The sequence below is a fragment of the Altererythrobacter sp. TH136 genome, from assembly GCF_007065885.1.
Taxonomy (GTDB): domain Bacteria; phylum Pseudomonadota; class Alphaproteobacteria; order Sphingomonadales; family Sphingomonadaceae; genus Tsuneonella.
Genome location: NZ_CP041409.1, coordinates 995,980 through 1,014,762, shown reverse-complemented (window position 1 = coordinate 1,014,762; position 18,783 = coordinate 995,980). Strand labels below are relative to the sequence as shown.

The 18,783-nt window shown below is 67.9% G+C and carries 18 protein-coding genes and 1 other RNA gene; 14 read left to right on the top strand and 5 right to left on the bottom strand.

Annotation, left to right across the window (positions count from 1 at the left end; genetic code table 11):
* The first annotated feature begins 1 nt into the window (after position 1).
* Positions 2-979, top strand: a complete 978-nt coding sequence (gene secF, locus C0V74_RS05010) for a protein translocase subunit SecF (protein ID WP_131624568.1) — start codon at positions 2-4, stop codon at positions 977-979.
* On the opposite strand, the gene C0V74_RS05005 is transcribed toward secF, so the two are convergent.
* Both C0V74_RS05005 and C0V74_RS05000 read right to left on the bottom strand, forming a co-directional pair.
* Positions 976-2,157: a glycosyltransferase gene (locus C0V74_RS05005; RefSeq protein WP_143250883.1), complete on the bottom strand. Its 1,182-nt coding sequence runs from the start codon at positions 2,155-2,157 to the stop codon at positions 976-978. The genes secF and C0V74_RS05005 overlap by 4 nt on opposite strands.
* A gap of 8 nt (positions 2,158-2,165) precedes the next feature.
* Positions 2,166-2,738: a helix-turn-helix transcriptional regulator gene (locus C0V74_RS05000; RefSeq protein ID WP_131624342.1), complete on the bottom strand. Its 573-nt coding sequence runs from the start codon at positions 2,736-2,738 to the stop codon at positions 2,166-2,168.
* Between the two features lie 87 nt (positions 2,739-2,825).
* Here C0V74_RS05000 and C0V74_RS04995 point away from each other — a divergent pair, with 87 nt between their 5' ends.
* Positions 2,826-3,299 (top strand): DUF6456 domain-containing protein, encoded by a 474-nt coding sequence (locus C0V74_RS04995; protein ID WP_143250882.1) that lies wholly within the window; start codon positions 2,826-2,828, stop codon positions 3,297-3,299.
* Here the strand turns inward: C0V74_RS04995 and C0V74_RS04990 are convergent.
* Together C0V74_RS04990 and C0V74_RS04985 are read right to left on the bottom strand one after the other, a co-directional pair.
* Positions 3,284-3,973: a CDP-alcohol phosphatidyltransferase family protein gene (locus C0V74_RS04990; protein ID WP_143250881.1), complete on the bottom strand. Its 690-nt coding sequence runs from the start codon at positions 3,971-3,973 to the stop codon at positions 3,284-3,286. The genes C0V74_RS04995 and C0V74_RS04990 overlap by 16 nt on opposite strands.
* Before the next feature lie 40 nt (positions 3,974-4,013).
* Positions 4,014-5,831 (bottom strand): ATP-binding cassette domain-containing protein, encoded by a 1,818-nt coding sequence (locus C0V74_RS04985; protein ID WP_143250880.1) that lies wholly within the window; start codon positions 5,829-5,831, stop codon positions 4,014-4,016.
* Positions 5,832-5,936: 105 nt separating this feature from the next.
* Here C0V74_RS04985 and C0V74_RS04980 point away from each other — a divergent pair, with 105 nt between their 5' ends.
* The 4 genes from C0V74_RS04980 (at position 5,937) to C0V74_RS04965 (ending at position 9,234) form a co-directional block, all read left to right on the top strand.
* Positions 5,937-6,644, top strand: coding sequence for an SIMPL domain-containing protein (locus C0V74_RS04980; RefSeq protein ID WP_246844969.1), 708 nt, complete (start codon positions 5,937-5,939; stop codon positions 6,642-6,644).
* An 82-nt stretch (positions 6,645-6,726) separates the two neighbouring features.
* Positions 6,727-7,050 (top strand): PepSY domain-containing protein, encoded by a 324-nt coding sequence (locus C0V74_RS04975; protein ID WP_131624348.1) that lies wholly within the window; start codon positions 6,727-6,729, stop codon positions 7,048-7,050.
* A 95-nt stretch (positions 7,051-7,145) separates the two neighbouring features.
* The gene (locus C0V74_RS04970) at positions 7,146-7,826 is read left to right on the top strand and encodes a response regulator transcription factor (RefSeq protein ID WP_131624350.1); all 681 of its coding nucleotides are present in this window, start codon (positions 7,146-7,148) and stop codon (positions 7,824-7,826) included.
* A gap of 94 nt (positions 7,827-7,920) precedes the next feature.
* Complete coding sequence (locus C0V74_RS04965; protein ID WP_246844994.1) at positions 7,921-9,234, top strand: HAMP domain-containing sensor histidine kinase; 1,314 nt, start codon at positions 7,921-7,923, stop codon at positions 9,232-9,234.
* A 24-nt stretch (positions 9,235-9,258) separates the two neighbouring features.
* Here the strand turns inward: C0V74_RS04965 and C0V74_RS04960 are convergent, their stop codons facing one another.
* Positions 9,259-9,549 (bottom strand): chorismate mutase, encoded by a 291-nt coding sequence (locus C0V74_RS04960; RefSeq protein ID WP_143252167.1) that lies wholly within the window; start codon positions 9,547-9,549, stop codon positions 9,259-9,261.
* Between the two features lie 67 nt (positions 9,550-9,616).
* Between C0V74_RS04960 and C0V74_RS04955 the strand changes: the two genes are divergently transcribed.
* From C0V74_RS04955 to lon, 8 genes are all read left to right on the top strand, one after another.
* Complete coding sequence (locus C0V74_RS04955; RefSeq protein ID WP_143250878.1) at positions 9,617-10,636, top strand: polyprenyl synthetase family protein; 1,020 nt, start codon at positions 9,617-9,619, stop codon at positions 10,634-10,636.
* Between the two features lie 107 nt (positions 10,637-10,743).
* Positions 10,744-13,197, top strand: a complete 2,454-nt coding sequence (gene hrpB / locus C0V74_RS04950; RefSeq protein WP_143250877.1) for an ATP-dependent helicase HrpB — start codon at positions 10,744-10,746, stop codon at positions 13,195-13,197.
* Positions 13,198-13,215: 18 nt separating this feature from the next.
* Positions 13,216-13,494 (top strand): ETC complex I subunit, encoded by a 279-nt coding sequence (locus tag C0V74_RS04945; protein WP_143250876.1) that lies wholly within the window; start codon positions 13,216-13,218, stop codon positions 13,492-13,494.
* 92 nt (positions 13,495-13,586) lie between these two features.
* An RNA gene (gene ffs, locus C0V74_RS04940) (signal recognition particle sRNA small type) lies at positions 13,587-13,681 on the top strand.
* 43 nt (positions 13,682-13,724) lie between these two features.
* Positions 13,725-15,518 (top strand): DNA polymerase III subunit gamma/tau, encoded by a 1,794-nt coding sequence (locus tag C0V74_RS04935; protein WP_143250875.1) that lies wholly within the window; start codon positions 13,725-13,727, stop codon positions 15,516-15,518.
* On the top strand, positions 15,515-15,856 hold the full coding sequence (locus tag C0V74_RS04930) for a YbaB/EbfC family nucleoid-associated protein (RefSeq protein WP_131624362.1): 342 nt from the start codon (positions 15,515-15,517) through the stop codon (positions 15,854-15,856). Before C0V74_RS04935 ends, C0V74_RS04930 begins: the two co-directional genes overlap by 4 nt.
* Positions 15,857-15,938: 82 nt before the next feature.
* Positions 15,939-16,211, top strand: a complete 273-nt coding sequence (locus C0V74_RS04925) for a hypothetical protein (RefSeq protein ID WP_143250874.1) — start codon at positions 15,939-15,941, stop codon at positions 16,209-16,211.
* Positions 16,212-16,295: 84 nt separating this feature from the next.
* A complete protein-coding gene (lon, locus tag C0V74_RS04920) occupies positions 16,296-18,683 on the top strand; it encodes an endopeptidase La (RefSeq protein WP_143250873.1) in 2,388 nt (795 codons plus the stop codon).
* Positions 18,684-18,783 lie beyond the last annotated feature (100 nt).

The following is an 18,783-nucleotide window of genomic DNA, read 5'->3' as shown; positions in this document are numbered from 1 at the left end:
CATGAAACTCCTCAAGCTGGTGCCCGATCACACCAACATCCACTTCCTGAAGTGGCGGATCCCGTTCTACGTCGTCTCGATCCTGCTGATCGCCGCCAGCTGGGGGCTGGTGATGACCAAGGGGCTCAATCTGGGCGTCGATTTCGTCGGCGGGCAGATGATCCGGGCAACCTTCGTGGGACAGGCTGATGCGCCGGTCGCCTCGATGCGCGAAGAGATCACCCGGCTGGGTTACGGCGATCCGATCATCCAGCGGTTCGGCGCGCCCAACGAAGCGTCCATCCGGATGAAGCTGCCCGAAGGGTCGGAAGCGCGGCCCGATCTTGCCAACACCATGGCCAGCCGGATCACGGGCGCGCTCAAGGCGGCACATCCGGAAGTGCGGATCGACGGGGTGGACTCGGTATCCGGCAAGGTATCGGGGGAGTTGTTCCAGACGGGGTTGATGTCGCTGCTGTTCGCGATGATCGCGATTTCGATCTACATCTGGGTGCGGTTCGAATGGCAGTTCGGGGTGGGCGCACTTTTCGCGCTGCTTCACGACGTGTCGCTGACACTGGGCATGTTTGCGCTGACCCAGCTCGAATTCGACCTCAACATCGTCGCCGCGATCCTGACGATCATCGGTTATTCGCTTAACGACACGATTGTGATCTACGATCGCATCCGCGAAAACCTGAAGAAATTCCGCAAGATGCCGCTGCCGGAATTGCTCGACCTGTCGGTGAACGAAACGCTGGCGCGCACCGTGATGACATCGATGACGTTGCTGATCGCGCTGATCCCGCTGCTGCTGTTCGGGCCCGCGAGCCTGTTCGGCCTGACCGCTGCGATCACGCTGGGCATCTTCGTCGGCACCTACAGCTCGATCTACATGGCGGCGCCATTGCTGATCTGGTTCGGGGTCAAGTCCGACAGCTTCGTGCCGACCGACAAGGGGCCCAACCAGGCCGAGCGGATCGCGCGCGGCGAGGTCTAGGCGAGTAGACTTTCGTAGTATCGGGCCAGCGCCTCTGCGTGGGTTTGCCAGCTGAACCGCTCGGCCATCGCGGCCACGGCCTGGCGCTGCGGCGGATCCTCGAGCAGCTCGCGCACCCCCTCGGCGATCGCCCGCGCGTTGCGGGCGACGATCCGCCCGGCCTCAGGCGCGGTGAGCACCTCGCGCGCGCCGCCCGCGTCCGTGATCACCAGCGGTGTGCCGCAGGCCAGCGCTTCGACCCAGGCGTTGGCCAGGCCCTCGCGGGCCGAAGGCAGCACCATCGCATTCGCGGCCGACAGTACCAGGGGCAGCAGGTCGTGATCGAGACTGCCGAGGAAGTGGACCCGGTCCGCCACCCCGAGTGAGCGCGCCTGGGCTCGCAGCCGGGCTTCGTCGTCGCCCCGGCCAACCAGCAGCAGCACGGTCCTTTCCGGCAAGTCGGCGAGCGCGTCGATCACCAGCGACTGGCCCTTGTGCGGCAGCAGCGCGCCCAGGGTCACCAGCACCGGCGCCGTATCGGGCAGCGCCACGCCGAGTTCGTGGCCGAGGCGCCGGCGCAGCTGCGTGTGTTGCAGGGGCCGGAACCGATCGCGGTCCAGCCCGGTGTAGTGAACCGTGACCTTGTCCCCGGGCAGCCCGATGGTCGCCATGTCGCCGGCCAGCGAGCCGCTGACCGCCAGCAATCCGCCTGCGTGCTTCCCCGCCGCAATCATCTGCGCCAGCGCCCATGGGCGGGTACTCCAGTAATGGATGTCGCTGCCGCGCGCCTTGATCGACAATGGCAGGTCCAACGCGCGGGCGATGCGCGCCGCGGCGGGCCCGTCGGGGTAGAAGAACTGCGCGTCCACCAGGTCGAACGGCGCTTCGGCATGGAGCCGGCGGGCAAGGGGGAGCACCGTGCGCGCGATCAGCGCGGGGTTGATCCGGCCGCCCACCCTGGGGACCAGCGGAAAGGTGGGGCGGTGGACCGCCACGCTGTGCTCCACGCCATCGGTCGCCGCTGCCTTGAGCGCGCGGTACCGGCCAAACGCCACCGGCGGCACGCCGATCGGGTTGATCACGGTTACCTGCCAGTCGCGGCGCGCCGCCAGCGCTTCCAGGCTGCGCGCGACGAAAGTGCCAAAGCGGGGCGCAGCGGCGTTGGGATAGAGCGTCGCCAGCGACAGAACGCGCTTCATGACCGTAGCTACAGCCGGCGCACGAGCATTTCGGCGACCGCGATCCACGCCGGATCGTCGACCACCAGTTGCTTCTGCCCCGCGCCGACCGGCAGCACGCCCACCTTGCCGCCTTGCCGATCGATCAGCCGGCCGAACGCGAAGCGGCCGCCCTTCCGCGGGACCAGGACGTCGCGGTTAACGGCGCGGCCCGCGTCCTCCGGCGCGATCTGGCGCAGCCACAGCTGGTCGCCCGCGCGGTATTCGCCCGCGCTCTCCTCGATCGCGAGCACCACGCGCACCGCTTCACCGCCCAGTTCGCTCGGCAGCAAGGCATCGCGCGGGCTGCTGAGCGCTTCGGCTCCGCCAGCGGTCAGCTGGGCGATCACCTGCGCAGGCGCGCTGCCTTCGGACCGGATGAGCATCTCCGCCTCCACGCCCAAGGCGGCGGCGATCCGGTCCATCCATTTGATCGACAGGTTGCGCATCCCCGTCTCCAACCGGCCGATCGTTTGAGGCGTGGTGGGCGGGCGGCAAGCATCGGCGAGGTCTGCCAGCGTCATGCCTTTCTCCCGGCGGATGTCGCGGATGCGGTTAATCACAGGCGAAGCGTCCTAACCAAATCGGTTTTCCGCTTTCCTACAGCAAACCCCTTTTGGCAAGCGGCGTTTCTCAGCGAGGAGAATCCGATGCGCCGCCAACTTGTCGAACGCGAACTCACGCCGGAAGGTCCACGGCGGTCCGGAGCCACGCAGGACAAGCGGCGGACGGTGACCGTCAACCTGGGCGAATCGCCCATCGCTTGGCTCCATGCGCGCGGCCATCTCGACGATCGGCTGTTCGATGCCGGCGAGCGCCTGCGAGCCGATTACGAGCGTGCCCAGCTTGCTCCCAGTGTCACCATGCGGTGGGATCCGGTGCGCATCCGGTCGACCGGGGACACCGGCCTGACCCCGGGCGAGCGGCAGATCGCCGCCAAGGCGCGCTTCGACGGTGCGATCGGCGCCGCCGGCGAAGGGCTGTCGGACGTGCTGTGGCGGGTGGTCTGTGCCGGGGAGACATTGCCCGATGCGGAGAGGGCGCTGGCGTGGCCGGCGCGCAGCGGCAAGGTGGTTCTGCGGATCGCGCTCGATCGGGTGGCGCGGTTCTACCGGATTTTCTGACTGCCGCGGTCGAGCGCCGCCAGCGTCCGGCCTTCGCGCACCGTCTGGACCATGAACAGGACGACCAGCAGCGTGGCCAGCGCGGTAAACAGGATATCGAATCCGTTGAACCCCGCGACCCGGCCGACGTCCGGGCCCAGGAACCCCATGATCACGGTCAGCGCGATAAGCACGATCCGCAACTCGGTCGGTCCGGCACCGAGGTGCGAGAGGGGAAACTCGCCAGCCACCTTGGCGAGCAGGAACGTATGCACGGACATCAGCAGATAGGCGACGACCGCGAACAGCGCGACCTCCACCTGCAGATACGGGCTCACCCCCAGGCCGCCCAGGATCAGCAGGGTCGCCAGCCCGTCGCAGCTATGGTCGATGAAATAACCGTAGCGCGGCCGTTCCACCCGCCGGTAACGCGCGATGGTCCCGTCGAGCGAATCGCCGAACCAGTGCGTGAAGTACCCGGCGACCGACAGCGCCAGCCACCACGGGTTCCAGGTGCTCAGCGCATAGCCGAGGCCGATCGCGACGGCGGACAGCAGCGCCAGCGCGGTCAGGCCATCGGGCGTCACCCACGCCGGCAGCCGCGGGCACAGCCACGCCAGCAGGTGCTTCTCGCCGCTGGCGAGCAGGTTGCGCTGGATGCGGCGGGGTGGCGCCGGGTCGAGTGGCCGTGTCATGAAACTGCAATGCGCCCGCGACGGTCACCGGGGCAAGCTTTTATACCGCTTGCTGTTCGACCATCTCTGCCAGGGTGAGCCAGCGCTCCTCGGCGGCGTCCTTTTCGGCCCGCGCGTTGGCCAGCCCCTGGTTGATGGTCGCAAAGCGCTGCGGATCGCGGGTGAACAGGTCCGGATCGCTCAGGATATCCTCCCCCCGCGCGATCGCCTGGTCGAGTTCCTCGATCCGCGCGGGCAGCAGTTCATAGTCGCGCTGGTCCTTGTAGGTCAGCTTCGTCCGGGCGGCCTGGGGCGGGGCGGGGGCCGGTTCGCGGGTGCGTTCGGACCGCGCGGAGGCCTTGGCAGCCGTGCTGCGCGCCTTGCGCTTGGCGACCCAGTCCTCGTAGCCGCCAGCCACCACGTCGACCGTGCCGCTTCCGTCGAGGCCGAGGGTGACGGTCACGGTCCGGTCGAGAAAGTCGCGGTCGTGGCTGACGATCAGCACGGTGCCTTCGTAATCGGCGATCACTTCCTGCAGCAGGTCGAGCGTTTCGAGATCGAGATCGTTGGTCGGCTCGTCGAGCACCAGCAGGTTCGATGCCTTGGCGAACTCGCGCGCCAGCAGCAGCCGGCTGCGCTCGCCGCCCGACAGCATGCCGACCTTGGTATCGACGATCGCCGGTTCGAACAGGAATTGCTTGAGGTATCCCTGGACGTGCGTGCGGTGGCCGCGCACGTCGATCCAGTCGCCGCCTTCGGCCAGCACGTCGCGCACGGTCTTGTCGGCCGCCATGACGCTGCGCTGCTGGTCGATCATCACGCCGGTCAGGCGCTTGGAGATCTCTACGGTGCCGCTGTCGGGTGCCAGCTCGCCGGTCAGCAGCTTGAGCAGCGTGGTCTTGCCCGCGCCGTTCGATCCGACGACGCCGATCCGGTCGCCGCGCTGGATGCGCAGGGTCAGGTCGCGGATGATCCGCCGGTCACCGAACGACTTGGAGACCTTGTCGGCGACGATCACCGACTTGGACTTGAACTCGCCGTCGGTCGCCAGCTTGAGCTTGGCCGCGCCTTGCGGGTCGATCATCGCCGCGCGCTGCGCGCGCATCTGCCACAGCTTCTCCAGCCGCCCCTGGTTGCGTTTGCGCCGGGCGGTCACCCCGCGTTCAAGCCAGTGCGCCTCCAGCTTGAGCCGCGCGTCGAGCCGTTCGGCGGCGCGCGCCTCCTCGGCATAGACCTGTTCTTCCCACGCCTCGTAGCCGCCGAAGCCCACGTCCTTGCGGCGCAGCCCGCCCCGGTCGAGCCACAGCGTGGCGTTGGTCAGGCGCTTGAGGAACGTGCGGTCGTGGCTGATCACCACGAACGCGCCGGTGTAGCGGCTGAGCCAGTCCTCCAGCCAGTCGATCGCGGCCAGATCGAGGTGGTTGGTGGGCTCGTCCATCAGCAGCAGGTCCGGCTCCTGCGCCAGCGCGCGGGCGATGGCCGCTCGCCGCCGCTCGCCGCCGCTCGCCTTGTCGGCCGGACGGGTCATGTCGATGCCCAGCTGGCCGGCGATCGCCTCCACTTCGTGCGCGGCCGGGGGTTGATCACCCGCCAGCGCCCAATCCATCAGGGTGGCATAGCCCGTCAGGTTCGGATCCTGCTCCAGCAGCACGATGCGCGTGCCGGGCTTCACCTTGCGCAGGCCGCGGTCGGGATCGATCTGCTGGTCGATCAGGCGGAACAGCGTGGTCTTCCCCGCGCCGTTGCGGCCGATCAGCGCCAGCCGGTCGCGCGGGCCGATGTGCAGGTCGAGGCCATCTGTGCCCGGCCCACCGAACAGCCAGCGCCCGGCTTGTTGCAGGCCGAGCCCTTCCCAGCTCAAGATCGGAGGCTGTGCCATAGGGGGCCGCACCTAGCGACGGCGGGGAAGGGGAACAAGCCGGTTCACCCGCGCGTAATCGCGGCCGAGCCAGCTAGGTCTTCAGAAATGATAAGGAGCCTCTCAATGATCCGCACCGTGCTTTCGCTTGCCGCCGCATCGCTTGCCATGCCCGCCGCCGCCGCCGAGGTTCAGGTGACCTCCCAAGGCCCGGTGGTGGAGCTTGCGGTCACCGAAACGGTCAAGGCGAAACCCGATATCGCGGACGTCAGCGCGGGGGTGACCACGCAGGCGGCGACCGCGGTCGAGGCTATGCGTGCGAACGCCGCCGCGATGGACCGCGTGGTGCAGCGGATCAGGGCGTTGGGCATCGCGCCGGCCGACATCCAGACCACGGGTATCAACCTAGGCGCGCAGTACGATTACGACCAGCAGACCCAGCGCCAGGTGTTTCGCGGTTACCAGGCTTCGAACCGCGTCAGCGTGACCCTGCGCGACGTGAAGCGGACCGGACCGGTGCTCGATGCGCTGGTGGCGGCGGGCGCGACCGACATCGGCGGGCCGAGCTTCTCGATCGACGACGACACCGCGCCCCGCGCGCAAGCACGCCAGGCAGCCTTCAGGAAGGCCCAGGCCCAGGCAACCGAATACGCGCGCTGGGCGGGTTATAACGGCGTCCGGCTGCTGTCGATCGACGAAGCGGTGAACCCCGGCCGCCCGATGCCGTACGCCGAGGCGCGCGCTGCCTCGATGGATGCCAAGAGCACTCCGGTAGAGCCCGGGCTGGTCGGCACCTCCGTCACCGTATCGGTGACCTTCGAGATGACCCGCTGAGTCGGGCAGCGCCCACCTGAACAGCGTGGGGAGGCGACATTCACGGGTTGTTCAATGCACCGGCTGTAATCAGGTCGGCATCATGAACAAGCCGGTCGCCTCTCTTCTCGCCCTTATGCTCGCCCCCGCGCTTGCCGTGACTGCGCTGCTTGCGCCGGCTGCGCCCGCTCTGGCCCAGCGCAATGACCAGGGCGAAGCGCGCAAGGAAATGCGTGCGGGCAACGTGCTCAGCTTGCGGCAGATCGAAAGCCGCGTGGTCCCCACGATGGACAGGCAGCAGTATCTGGGTCCGGCGTACGACGCGACCGCGATGGCGTACCGCCTGAAGTTCATCGACCAGAAGGGCCACGTGACCTACGTCGATGTCGATGCGCGGACCGGCCGGGTGCTGGGCGTCACCCGCTGAGGCGACGGTTCGGAAACCGCGCGCTCGGTTGACGCGTTCATGTCTTGCGCCCACATCGCGGCGGCAAGATAGAACACACAGGGGATCACTCGCCCATGCGCATCCTGATCGTCGAGGACGAGCCCACTCTCGGCAAGCAGCTCAAATCCACGCTGGAACAGACCGGCTATGCCGTGGACCTGTCGACGGACGGGGAAGACGGTCATTTCCTGGGCGCGACCGAGGAATACGACGCGGTGATCCTCGACCTAGGCCTGCCCGAGATCGACGGCCTGACCGTGCTCGGCATGTGGCGGAAAGAGGGGCGCAAATTCCCGGTCCTGGTCCTGACCGCGCGCGACAGCTGGTCGGACAAGGTCGCCGGCCTCGATGCCGGGGCCGACGATTACCTTGCCAAGCCGTTCCAGACGGAAGAACTGATCGCCCGGCTGCGGGCGCTGATCCGCCGCGCATCGGGCAACACGTCCAGCGAACTGACCGCGGGGCCGGTCCGGCTCGACACCCGTTCGGGTCGGGTCACCCTAGCCGGGGAGCCGGTCAAGCTGACCGCGCAGGAATACAAGCTGCTGTCGTACCTGATGCATCACAAGGGCAAGGTCGTCAGCCGCACCGAGCTGATCGAACATATCTACGATCAGGACTTCGATCGCGATTCCAACACGATCGAAGTCTTCGTCACCCGTATCCGCAAGAAACTGGGCGCGGATGTCATCACCACGATCCGCGGTCTTGGATACAGCCTCGACGATCCCGACGGCCAGCCGCGCGCCAACTGAGCCGGCCGTCCAGGACGCGGGCCATCCTGCGTCCGGAGCGCCGGTGAGCGCGGAGCCGGCGCACGTCCCGCACACCGGCAGCCTGGCGCGCCGGATGATGCTGATCGCGTTCGGGTGGATCGCGCTGCTGCTGGTCGGCGGCGGTTTTGCGCTCGACCGGACGCTGACCAATCTGGTGGAGAGCAATTTCGACGATCAGCTCGAATACCTGCTGAATTCCATGCTGGTGTCGGCCGAGATCGGCCCGGACGGCGAGGTTTATTTCAACCGCACCATCGGCGAACCGCGCTTCCTCGAACCGAATAGCGGCCTCTATTTCCAGATCAGCGCGCAGGGGCAGGAGGGGTATCCCTCACGCTCGCTGTGGGACAAGACCCTCGCCACCCGGCCCGACCACGTCGATTCGATGCCGCACTTCTACGACAGCGCCCAGTTTCCCGATGAGCCGCTGCGCGTGATCGAGCGTACCGTCACGCTGCCCTTCAGCGATGCGCGCTGGACCTTCACCGTCGCTTCGGCACGCGTGCAGCTCGACGAGCAGATCCAGCGCATCCGCTCGATCCTGGTGTGGAGCTTCGCGATCCTGGGGCTGGGCCTATTCCTGATGGCGGCGCTGCAGACCTGGTATGGCCTCAGCCCCTTGCGCCGGGTGCGGATCGCCATCCAGCACATGCGCACCACCGGCATCAACCGGGTCGCCGACCCGCTGCCGCAGGAAGTGCGCCCCTTGGTGGAGGAGCTCAACGCCCTCCTCGCCCATTCGGAAAAGCAGGCAGAGGAAGCGCGCACGCACGCCGGCAATCTCGCGCATGCGCTGAAGACCCCGCTGACGGTGATCAACAACGCGGCCACCGCCAAGTCGCCCGACCTTGCCGACACGGTGATCCGCGAGGCGGGCACGATCCGCCGCCATGTCGATCACCACCTCGCCCGCGCGCGCGCCGTGGGCCGCCGCGCTGTCGGCCACGCGCGGACGCCGGTGTGCGAAAGCGCCGAAGCGGTGCGTCGTGCGGTCGAGCGGCTGTATCCCGAAGTGCGCTTCGATCTTGATGGCAACCGCGGGGCCACGGTCGCCATCGAACGGCAGGACCTCGATGAAATTCTAGGCAATCTGATCGAAAACGCCGCCAAGTACGGCGGGGGCAGCGTGTTCGTGACCGTGGATGCCGAACCGGAAGACGCCGCCTGCGTCATCTGGGTGGAGGACGACGGCATGGGCATCCCCGATGCCGAGCGCGACCGCATCTTCGCACGCGGGGCGCGGCTCGACACCGGCAAGCCTGGTACTGGCCTCGGCCTCGCGATCGTGCGCGATGTGGCGGAAATCTATGGCGGCGGGGTGACGCTGGGCGAGAGCGAGGATCTAGGCGGCCTGCTGGTCCGGCTAATCCTGCCCAGGGCCGGATAACGCGCTGGGTAACGGGCCGGGGAGCTACGCTTCGCGCGCCTGTTCGTGGTGCCGGATCACCTCGTCGATCACGAAGCGGATGAACTTTTCGCTGAATTCGGGATCGAGCTGCGCCTCTTCCGCCAGCGTGCGCAGGCGCTGGATCTGCGCCGCCTCCCGCGCGGGATCGGCCGGGGGCAACTGGGCGTGCGCCTTGTATTCGCCGACCGCCTGCGTGATGCGGAACCGTTCGGCCAGGATATGGATCAGCGCGGCATCGAAATTGTCGATGCTCTTGCGATAAGCGGCCAGCACGGGATCGGGGGCGTCGGTCATCTGGCGGCGCACGATAGCGGCGATTCCCGGCTTGCCAAGCGTGGTCCAGCCCCCCATGTCGCGCGCCATGAGCGCCGACATCGTCCCGCTGAAGCGACACGCAGGCGAGACGCCGTCCCTCGACCCCATCCTTGCGCTGACCGCGCCCGGCATGAACGCGGTCAATGCCGTGATCCTCGACCGCATGCAGTCGAAGATTCCGCTGATCCCGGCGTTGGCGGGCCACCTGATTTCGGGCGGGGGCAAGCGGCTGCGGCCCATGCTGACGCTCGCGGGGGCCGAGCTGGTGGGATATAACGGCGCGCGGCATCACAAGCTCGCCGCCGCGGTCGAATTCATCCACACCGCAACCCTCCTGCACGATGATGTGGTGGACGGCAGCGACCTGCGCCGCGGCAAGGCGGCGGCCAACATCATCTTCGGCAATCCGGCGACCGTGCTGGTGGGCGATTTCCTGTTCAGCCGCGCGTTCGAGCTGATGGTCGAGGACGGCAGCCTCAAGGTCCTGAAGATACTGTCCAATGCCAGCGCGGTGATTGCCGAGGGCGAGGTCGACCAGCTGACCGCCCAGCGCCAGATCGAAACGAGCGAGGAACGCTACCTCGCGATCATCGGCGCGAAGACGGCAGCGCTGTTTGCGGCTGCCAGCCGGATCGCGGCGGTCGTGGCCGAATGCGACGACCGGCGCGAGCAGGCGCTCGACGATTACGGCCGCAACCTCGGCATCGCATTCCAGCTGGTCGACGACGCGATCGACTACGATTCCGATGCCAGCACCATGGGCAAGGCGCGGGGCGACGACTTCCGCGAAGGCAAGATGACCCTGCCGGTGATCCTCGCCTATGCCCGCGGCAGCGAGGTTGAGCGCAAGTTCTGGCAGGCGGCCATCGCCGGCCATCGCGGCGGCGACGAGGCGCTCGCCGAAGCCACCCGGCTGATCGCGCAGCATCAGGCGCTGGAGGCCACGCGCGAGCGGGCGCGCCACTTCGCCCAGCGCGCGATCGATGCGCTGTCGATCTTTCCCGACGGCGCAGCGCGGCGGGCCATGACCCAGGCCGCCCAGTTCGCGGTGGCGCGCGGGTACTGAACCTCTGCGTTGCCCCATGAGAAGGCGGGGCTTCATTCCCCGATGCATGTGATCGCCGCAACCAGTCCCAGCTTCCGCTCGAACGGCAGGGTGGGTAGGCCAGGTCGATGAGCGCCGATCTGCCCATCGACGCGGTGCTGCCCGATCTCCTCGCGGCGCTGCGCGAACGAACCGGAGCCGTGCTGATCGCTCCCCCCGGTGCCGGCAAGACCACTGCCGTCGCGCCCGCGCTGCTCGGTCAGCCATGGTGCACCGGACAGGTCATCGTCACTTCGCCCCGCCGGGTGGCCGCCCGCGCCGCTGCCGAGCGGATGGCGGAGCTGATGGGCGAGAAGGCGGGCGAGACGGTCGGTTACCTCACCCGGCTCGACAGCAAGCAATCCGCGCGCACCCGCATCCTGGTCGTGACCGAGGCGATCCTGGTCAATCGGCTGCTCGACGATGCCGAGCTATCGGGCGTTTCGGCGCTGCTATTCGATGAAGCGCACGAACGGCATCTCGACGGTGACCTTGGCCTGGCGCTGGCGCTGGAAACGCGCGCGGTGCTGCGCGAGGATCTGCGGGTGGTGGTCATGTCCGCGACCATCGACGGCGCGCGCTTCGCCGATCTGATCGGCCTCGGTACGCCGGTGATCGAGAGCGCGGGCAAGGCCTTTCCACTGGAAATCAGGTGGCTGGGATCGGCTCCCGCCAAGCGCATCGAGGATGCGATGGCGGACGCGGTCATGCAGGCATGGCGCGAAACCGAGGGCGACCTGCTCGCTTTCCTGCCGGGGGTAGGGGAGATCGAACGGGTGCGCGAGCGGCTCGAGCCGCGCCTTGCCGATACGCCGATCCTGCCGCTTCATGGCCAGGTCGAACCCGCTGCCCAGCGCGCCGCGATCCGCCGCGATCCGCAGGGACGACGCAGGATCGTGCTGGCGACCAGCATCGCTGAAACCTCGCTCACGCTCGACGGCGTGTCGGTGGTGGTCGACAGCGGGCTGGCCCGCGGCGCTGCGTTCGACAAGGCAGCCGGAACCACACACCTGGTTACCAGCCGGGCGAGCCAGGCCGCCGCCGCCCAGCGCGCCGGCCGCGCGGCGCGGCAGGGGCCGGGGGTCGCCTATCGCCTGTGGGAAGCCGCCGCGCACGCTGGCCGTCCGGCGTTCCAGGCGCCCGAGATGCTCACCGCCGACCTTGCGCCACTGGTGCTGGCGCTTGCCCAATGGGGCGCGGCCGATCCGGCGGGCCTGCCGTGGCTTGATCCGCCGCCCCCCGCCGCAGTGGCTGCCGCGAGAAGTGCCTTGGCGAGCTTGGGCGCGATCGGCGGGGACGGGCGCATCACCGCACACGGCCGCGCGATGGCGCAACTGGCGATGGCCCCTGGCCCAGCGCACATGGTGCTGTTCGCAGCGCAGAACGGGGCTGCGCGCGATGGCGCCGAACTGGCGCTGCTGCTGCAGGAGCGGGGACTGGGCGGGCGGGGTGAGGACCTGGCCCAGCGCCTTTCCCGCTGGCGGGGCGACCGCTCGCCCTCCGCCACCGCAGCGCGCAAGCTCGCCGCCCGCTGGGCGCGCCGCGCCGAGGAGCTGACCGGCCAAGACGCCGCTGCCAATGCGCCGACTGCCGGGGTGCTGCTGGCGGAGGGCTTCCCCGACCGGGTGGCGCGGCGGCGGGGCCCGGATGCGGAAGAATGGCTCTCCGCCGGCGGGCGCGCTTACCGCCTGGAGCGGACGTCCCCCCTCGCGGGCGCCGAATGGCTGGCGATCGGCGACGCGCAAGGCTCGGCGCAAGGGGCACGGATCACCGCCGCGATCGAACTGCCGTATGCCGAACTGACCCGCTGGCTGGACCACCGGATCGAGGAGCGCTGCCACGTCCGCTGGATCGCCGAGCGGGAGGCGGCCGAGCCGGTGCGCGAGCGGCGGCTGGGTGCCATCGTACTGTCGCGCGGGCACGACCCGTCGGCGGCCCAGGGCGCGGTAATCGCGCTGCTGGTCGACCATTTTCGCCGGGAAGGGCTGGCGGCGCTGCCGCTGTCGCCGGCGTGCCGCACCCTGCTCGCACGGGCGCGGTATGCCGGGATCGAGGCGCTGTCGGAGCCCGCGCTCAAGGCCGATGCCGAAGACTGGCTGGGCGACATCGCCGGGGCGTTGAACTCGCTGCGCAAACTCGATCCCGCGGCGATCCGCCAAGCGCTGCACAATCGGCTGACCTATCAGCAGCGAATGGACCTGGAACGCTATGCCCCGGCTGAATTCACCAGTCCCGCGGGCACCAGCCATGCGATCGACTACGCCGGCGACGACGCGCCCAGTGTCGAGGTTCGGGTCCAGGCGCTGTTCGGGCTGGAAGTGCATCCGATGATCGGAACCACGCCGCTGCTGCTCAAGCTCACCAGCCCCGCCGGGCGCCCGCTTCAGTCCACCCGCGATCTGCCGGGCTTCTGGCGCGGCAGTTGGAAGGACGTGAAGAAGGAGATGAAGGGCCGCTATCCCAGGCACCGCTGGCCGGACGAACCGTGGGCGGAAAAGCCCAGCCTCAAGACCAAGAATGCCTTTTCCCGCTCCCAAAGCTGATCTAGGACGCAAAGCATCATGGCAGCACGTATTTACCAACGTCCCAAAAGCACGATGCAGTCCGGCAAGGCACGGACTGCAGAATGGGTGCTCGAATTTGAAAGCACCGAAGCCCACCGGCCCGACCCGCTGATGGGCTGGGCCGGTGGGTCCGATACCCAGAGCCAGGTGGTGCTGACCTTCGCCAGCGTAGCGGAAGCGACCGCCTATGCCGACAAATACGGCATCCCCGCGCGGGTCCAGCCGACCCCGCCCAAGCGGCTGAAGCTGCAGGCCTACGCCGACAACTTTCGTTAGTGCGCGGACCGATCATCTGCGGATGACTTCGCGCCGGCACCGTGGCCAGCCGGACGGCTGGACAAAACACCACGAAGACTCCATATGCCCGCCCGGGAGTCGGTCGGACGCTTGCGTCCGCCAACCTGGTCAGGTCCGGAAGGAAGCAGCCACAACGGGTTGCGGCGGGTCGGCCGGCTCCTCCTCATTCATCCGATGACTTTCGCCCCCTCAACCCCTAGCTTCGCTTCATGAGCGAATCCGGGGACATGTTCGGCGAGACCCCGCCCGAAGACGATGCCGACCGCGCCCCCAGTGCGGCGGAGCTGGAAGCGGCGGGTCAGAGCGCGATGTTCGCCGATCCCGCGCCGGCCCCGACGCCCGCACCCGCACCCGCAGCTGCGCCGGCACCCTCTCCGGCAGCGCAGCCGTATCGCGTCCTCGCCCGGAAGTACCGGCCACAGACCTTCAGCGAGCTCATCGGGCAGGAACCGATGGTCCGCACGCTGGCCAATGCGATCAAGCGCGACCGGCTGGCGCACGCGTTCCTGATGACCGGCGTGCGCGGCGTGGGCAAGACTTCGACCGCGCGGCTCATCGCCAAGGCGCTCAACTGCATCGGCCCCGATGGCACCGGCGGCCCGACGATCGACCCGTGCGGAGAGTGCGAGCCATGCCGCGCGATCGCCGAAGGGCGCCACATCGACGTGATCGAGATGGACGCGGCCAGCAACACCGGCGTCGACGACGTGCGCGAGATCATCGAGGCGGTCCGCTACGCGGCAGTCAGCGCCCGCTACAAGATCTACATCGTCGACGAAGTCCACATGCTGTCGCGCAATGCGTTCAACGCCTTGCTCAAGACTCTTGAGGAACCCCCCGCGCATGTGAAGTTCCTGTTCGCGACCACCGAGGTCGAGAAGCTGCCGGTCACCGTGCTTAGCCGGACCCAGCGGTTCGACCTGCGGCGCATCTCCGCCGAGCTGCTTCAGCAGCATTTCGCCAGCATCTGCCGCCAGGAGGGCGTCGAGGCGGAGGACGAAGCGCTGCACCTGATCGCCGGCGCAGCAGAAGGATCGGTGCGCGACGGCTTGTCGATCCTCGACCAGGCGATCGCCCACGCCGACCTCGACACCGAGGGGCCGACCAACGCACCGATGGTGACCGCAGAGCGGGTGCGCGACATGCTCGGGCTGGCGGACAAGAGCGCGCAGCGGCGGTTGTTCACTCACCTGCTCGAAGGCGATGCCAAGGGCCTGCTGACCGCGCTCGCTGACCAGTACGCGCTGGGCGTCGAGCCGATGGCGCTGATGCGCAGCCTGATGGAACTGACCAACCGCATTACCGTGTGCCAGGTCGGCGGCAGCGGCGCCGATGCGCCCACCATCGAAGAACGCGCCGTGATCGACGAGTGGGCGGAGCGGCTCTCTCCCGGCCAGCTTCACCGGCTGTGGCAGCTTCTGCTCAAAGGCTACGACGAGGTGCGCACCGCGCCCGATCCGCTGGTCGCGGCTCAGATGGCGCTGCTCCGCGCCCTCCATGCGAGTGATCTGCCCGACCCGGGCACGCTGGCGAAATCGCTGGAGGAGATGGCGGCGCGCGCCGCCGCGTTGCCCTCTGCAAGTGCTGGCGCCGATGCCGCGCCCGTGGCACCCGCCGCGCTCGACTGGACGCAGTTGGTCGATGACATCGAGAACAAGATCGGCCGCCTGCAGCTCGCCTCGCAGCTCAAGATGCAGGTGCGCCCGGTCGAGGTGGTCGCGGGCCAGCTGACGTATGCGCTGGCGCCCGGCTTCAGTGACGATCTGGCTCCCGATCTCAGGCAGGCGCTGCTCGAGCTGACGGGCGAGCGCTGGCAGGTCGAGCGCGTGGCCGAGGGCGGCGCGCCCACGCTTTACGAACGCGAGCAGATGGACCGCGATGCCGCCGCGCAGAAGCTGCGCGCGCATCCGCTGGTTGAAGCCGCCTTCGCCGCATTCCCCGACGCCGAACTGGTGCCTGAAGAAGGCGCCGCCGGCTCACCCCCATGGAGAAGTCGCGCATGAAATCGATGGAAGAGATGCTGGCCGCCGCGCAGAAAGCGGCGGAAACGATCCAGCAACAGATGGGCGACGCCCAGGCCAAGCTCGACGCGCTTGAGGTCGAAGGCGTATCGGGCGGCGGCCTGGTCAAGATCCGCTGTACCGCCAAGGGCCGCATCCTCGGCGTGTCGATCGACGACAGCCTGATCGTGCCGGAAGAAAAGACGATGCTGGAAGACCTCGTCACCGCCGCGTTCAACGATGCGCGCGGCAAGGCGGACCGGGTGGCCAACGACGAGATGCAGAAGATCCAGTCGGGCATGGGCCTGCCCCCGGGACTGGAAATCCCCGGCTTCAGCTGAACGGAGGCGGCCCCGCGCCTAGGGGTTCATACGGAGGCCCTGGTCAGCAGGCTGTTGGTGCCCGGCGGCATAGCCCTGCCGCGTGGCGCGCTTTCTTCTGCTGATCGGCCCCGTCTTCGCCGCCGCCGCTCCTGTGCTGGCAGCGGAAGAGCGCGCCACGATCAACGTCTCCCTCAAGATTGAGCCGTTTTGCGCGGCGCGCTCCGTGCCGGCAAGAAACAGCGCAGCGCCCAGCTTTGCGATCGACTGTGCACGGAACCCCCAGCGGGCCGGACCCGGGCGCGAGGGTTCGCCGCCTTACTCCGTGCGAACCGTGCGCAATGCCAGGGGCACGGTGATCTCGTTCGAGTTCTGATGCGACTGTGCGCAGCGGTGCCTGCGCCCGTTGCGCGCCCGCGCGCCAGCTCCCATATCCGTTTTCAACAGACGGATATCTTTCATGAACCAGCTTTTCCCCCTCCTCCCCTTGCGCGACATCGTGGTCTTTCCGGGCCAGGTCGTGTCGATCTTCGTCGGCCGCGAGAAGTCGGTCGCCGCGCTGGAAGCAGCGATGGAAGGCGACAAGGACATCTTCCTCGTCGCGCAGCTCGATCCGGGATGCGACGATCCGTCGGACGACGATCTGTTCGATACCGGGGTGATCGCGCAGGTCCTGCAACTGCTCAAGATGCCTGACGGCACGGTTCGCCTGCTGGTCGAGGGTGGCACCCGCGCCAATCTGATCGCCATGCGGCAGGAGGGCGGCTTCGTCGTCGCCGAGGTGGAGAGCACGTCGCCAGAAACCGCGGCGGGCAGCGAAGTCGTGGCGATGATGCGCCAGGTGGTCGAGCAGTTCGGCGAGTATGCCAAGCTCAACAAGAAGCTGGGCGAGGGCGCGGGTAACGATCTGACCGAAATCGACGACGCCGGGGAGTTGGCCGACACGATCTCCGCCGCGCTGGCGGGCAAGGTCGCCGACAAGCAGGCGCTGCTGGCCGAGCGCGATCCGCTCAAGCGGCTGGAAATGGTCATGTCGATCATGGAAGGCGAGCTGTCGGTGCTCAAGGTCGAGCGCAAGATCCGCGGCCGCGTGAAGCGCCAGATGGAAAAGACCCAGCGCGAATATTACCTCAACGAACAGTTGAAGGCGATCCAGAGCGAACTGGGCGGCGACGGCGAGGACGGTGACGAGATCGCCGAGCTGACCGACAAGATCGCCAAGCTGAAGCTGAGCAAGGAAGCGCGCGCCAAGGCCGAAAGCGAGCTCAAGAAGCTCAAGACCATGCAGCCGATGAGCGCCGAAGCAACGGTCATCCGCAATTACCTCGACGTGCTGCTGGGGCTGCCGTGGGGCAAGAAATCGAAGGTCAAGAAAGACATCGCGCAGGCGCAGGCCGTGCTCGATGAGGACCACTATGCGCTGGAAAAGGTCAAGGACCGGATCGTCGAATACCTGGCCGTCCAGGCGCGCACCAACAAGCTGAAGGGGCCGATCCTGTGCCTCGTCGGTCCTCCGGGCGTCGGCAAGACCAGCCTCGGCAAGTCGATCGCCAAGGCCACGGGCCGCGAATTCGTGCGCCAGTCGCTGGGCGGAGTGCGCGACGAGGCGGAGATCCGGGGCCACCGGCGCACCTACATCGGATCGTTGCCGGGCAAGATCGTGTCCAACCTGAAGAAGGCCGGGACCAGCAACCCGCTGTTCCTGCTCGACGAGATCGACAAGCTGGGCCAGGATTTCCGCGGCGATCCGGCGTCGGCTCTACTGGAAGTGCTCGACCCTGAACAGAACGCCAAGTTCCAGGACCACTACCTGGAGCTGGACCTCGACCTGTCGGACATCATGTTCGTGACCACAGCGAACAGCCTGAACCTGCCGCAGCCGCTGCTCGACCGGATGGAGATCATCCGGCTGGAAGGCTATACCGAGGACGAAAAGGTCGAGATCGCCGAACGCCACCTGATCGCCAAGCAGATTGAAGCGCATGGCCTGAAGGACGGCGAGTTCGTCCTCACCACCGATGGCCTGCGCGACCTGATCCGTTACTACACGCGCGAAGCGGGCGTCCGCACGCTGGAGCGCGAGATCGCACGGCTCGCGCGCAAGAGCCTGCGCAAGATCCTCGAAAAGCAGGTGACCAGCGTCACCGTCACGCCCGAAAACCTTGGCGAGTTCGCCGGGGTGCGCAAGTTCAAGCACGGCGTCTCCGAGGAAGAGGCGCAGGTCGGCGCGGTCACCGGGCTGGCGTGGACCGAGGTGGGCGGTGAGCTGCTGACCATCGAAAGCGTCACCACGCCAGGCAAGGGCGAGATCAAGACCACCGGCAAGCTGGGTGACGTGATGACCGAGAGCATCGCCGCGGCGTTCAGCTTCGTGAAGGCGCGCGCGCCGGCCTATGGCATCCGGCCGAGCGTGTTCCAGCGCAAGAACATCCACATCCACCTGCCCGAAGGCGCGGTGCCCAAGGACGGGCCCAGCGCGGGTGTCGGCATGGTCACCTCGATCGTTTCAACGCTGTCGGGCGTCGCCGTGCGACCCGACGTGGCGATGACCGGTGAGGTCACCTTGCGCGGACGGGTGCTGGCGATCGGCGGGCTGAAGGAAAAGCTGCTCGCGGCCCTGCGCGGCGGAATTAAGACGGTCCTCATCCCGGAAGACAACGTCAAGGATCTCGCCGAGATACCGCAGAACATCAAGGATGGGCTGGAGATTGTGCCGGTCGGCCATGTGGACCAGGTACTGGAACGGGCGCTGGTGAGCCCGCTCGATGCGATCGAGTGGAGCGAGGCCGACGACCTTGCCAGCCAGCCGCTGCGGCATGAGCCGGGCGAAGGCGCCACCGCGCACTAGGTCTGTCCGCGACATCGGCGTGCGCGGCCAGCCACGCACGAAACGCCGGTGGTGCGACGCTACGGCATCCGAACCGGACCGTTTCGAGACGGTTCGGCTC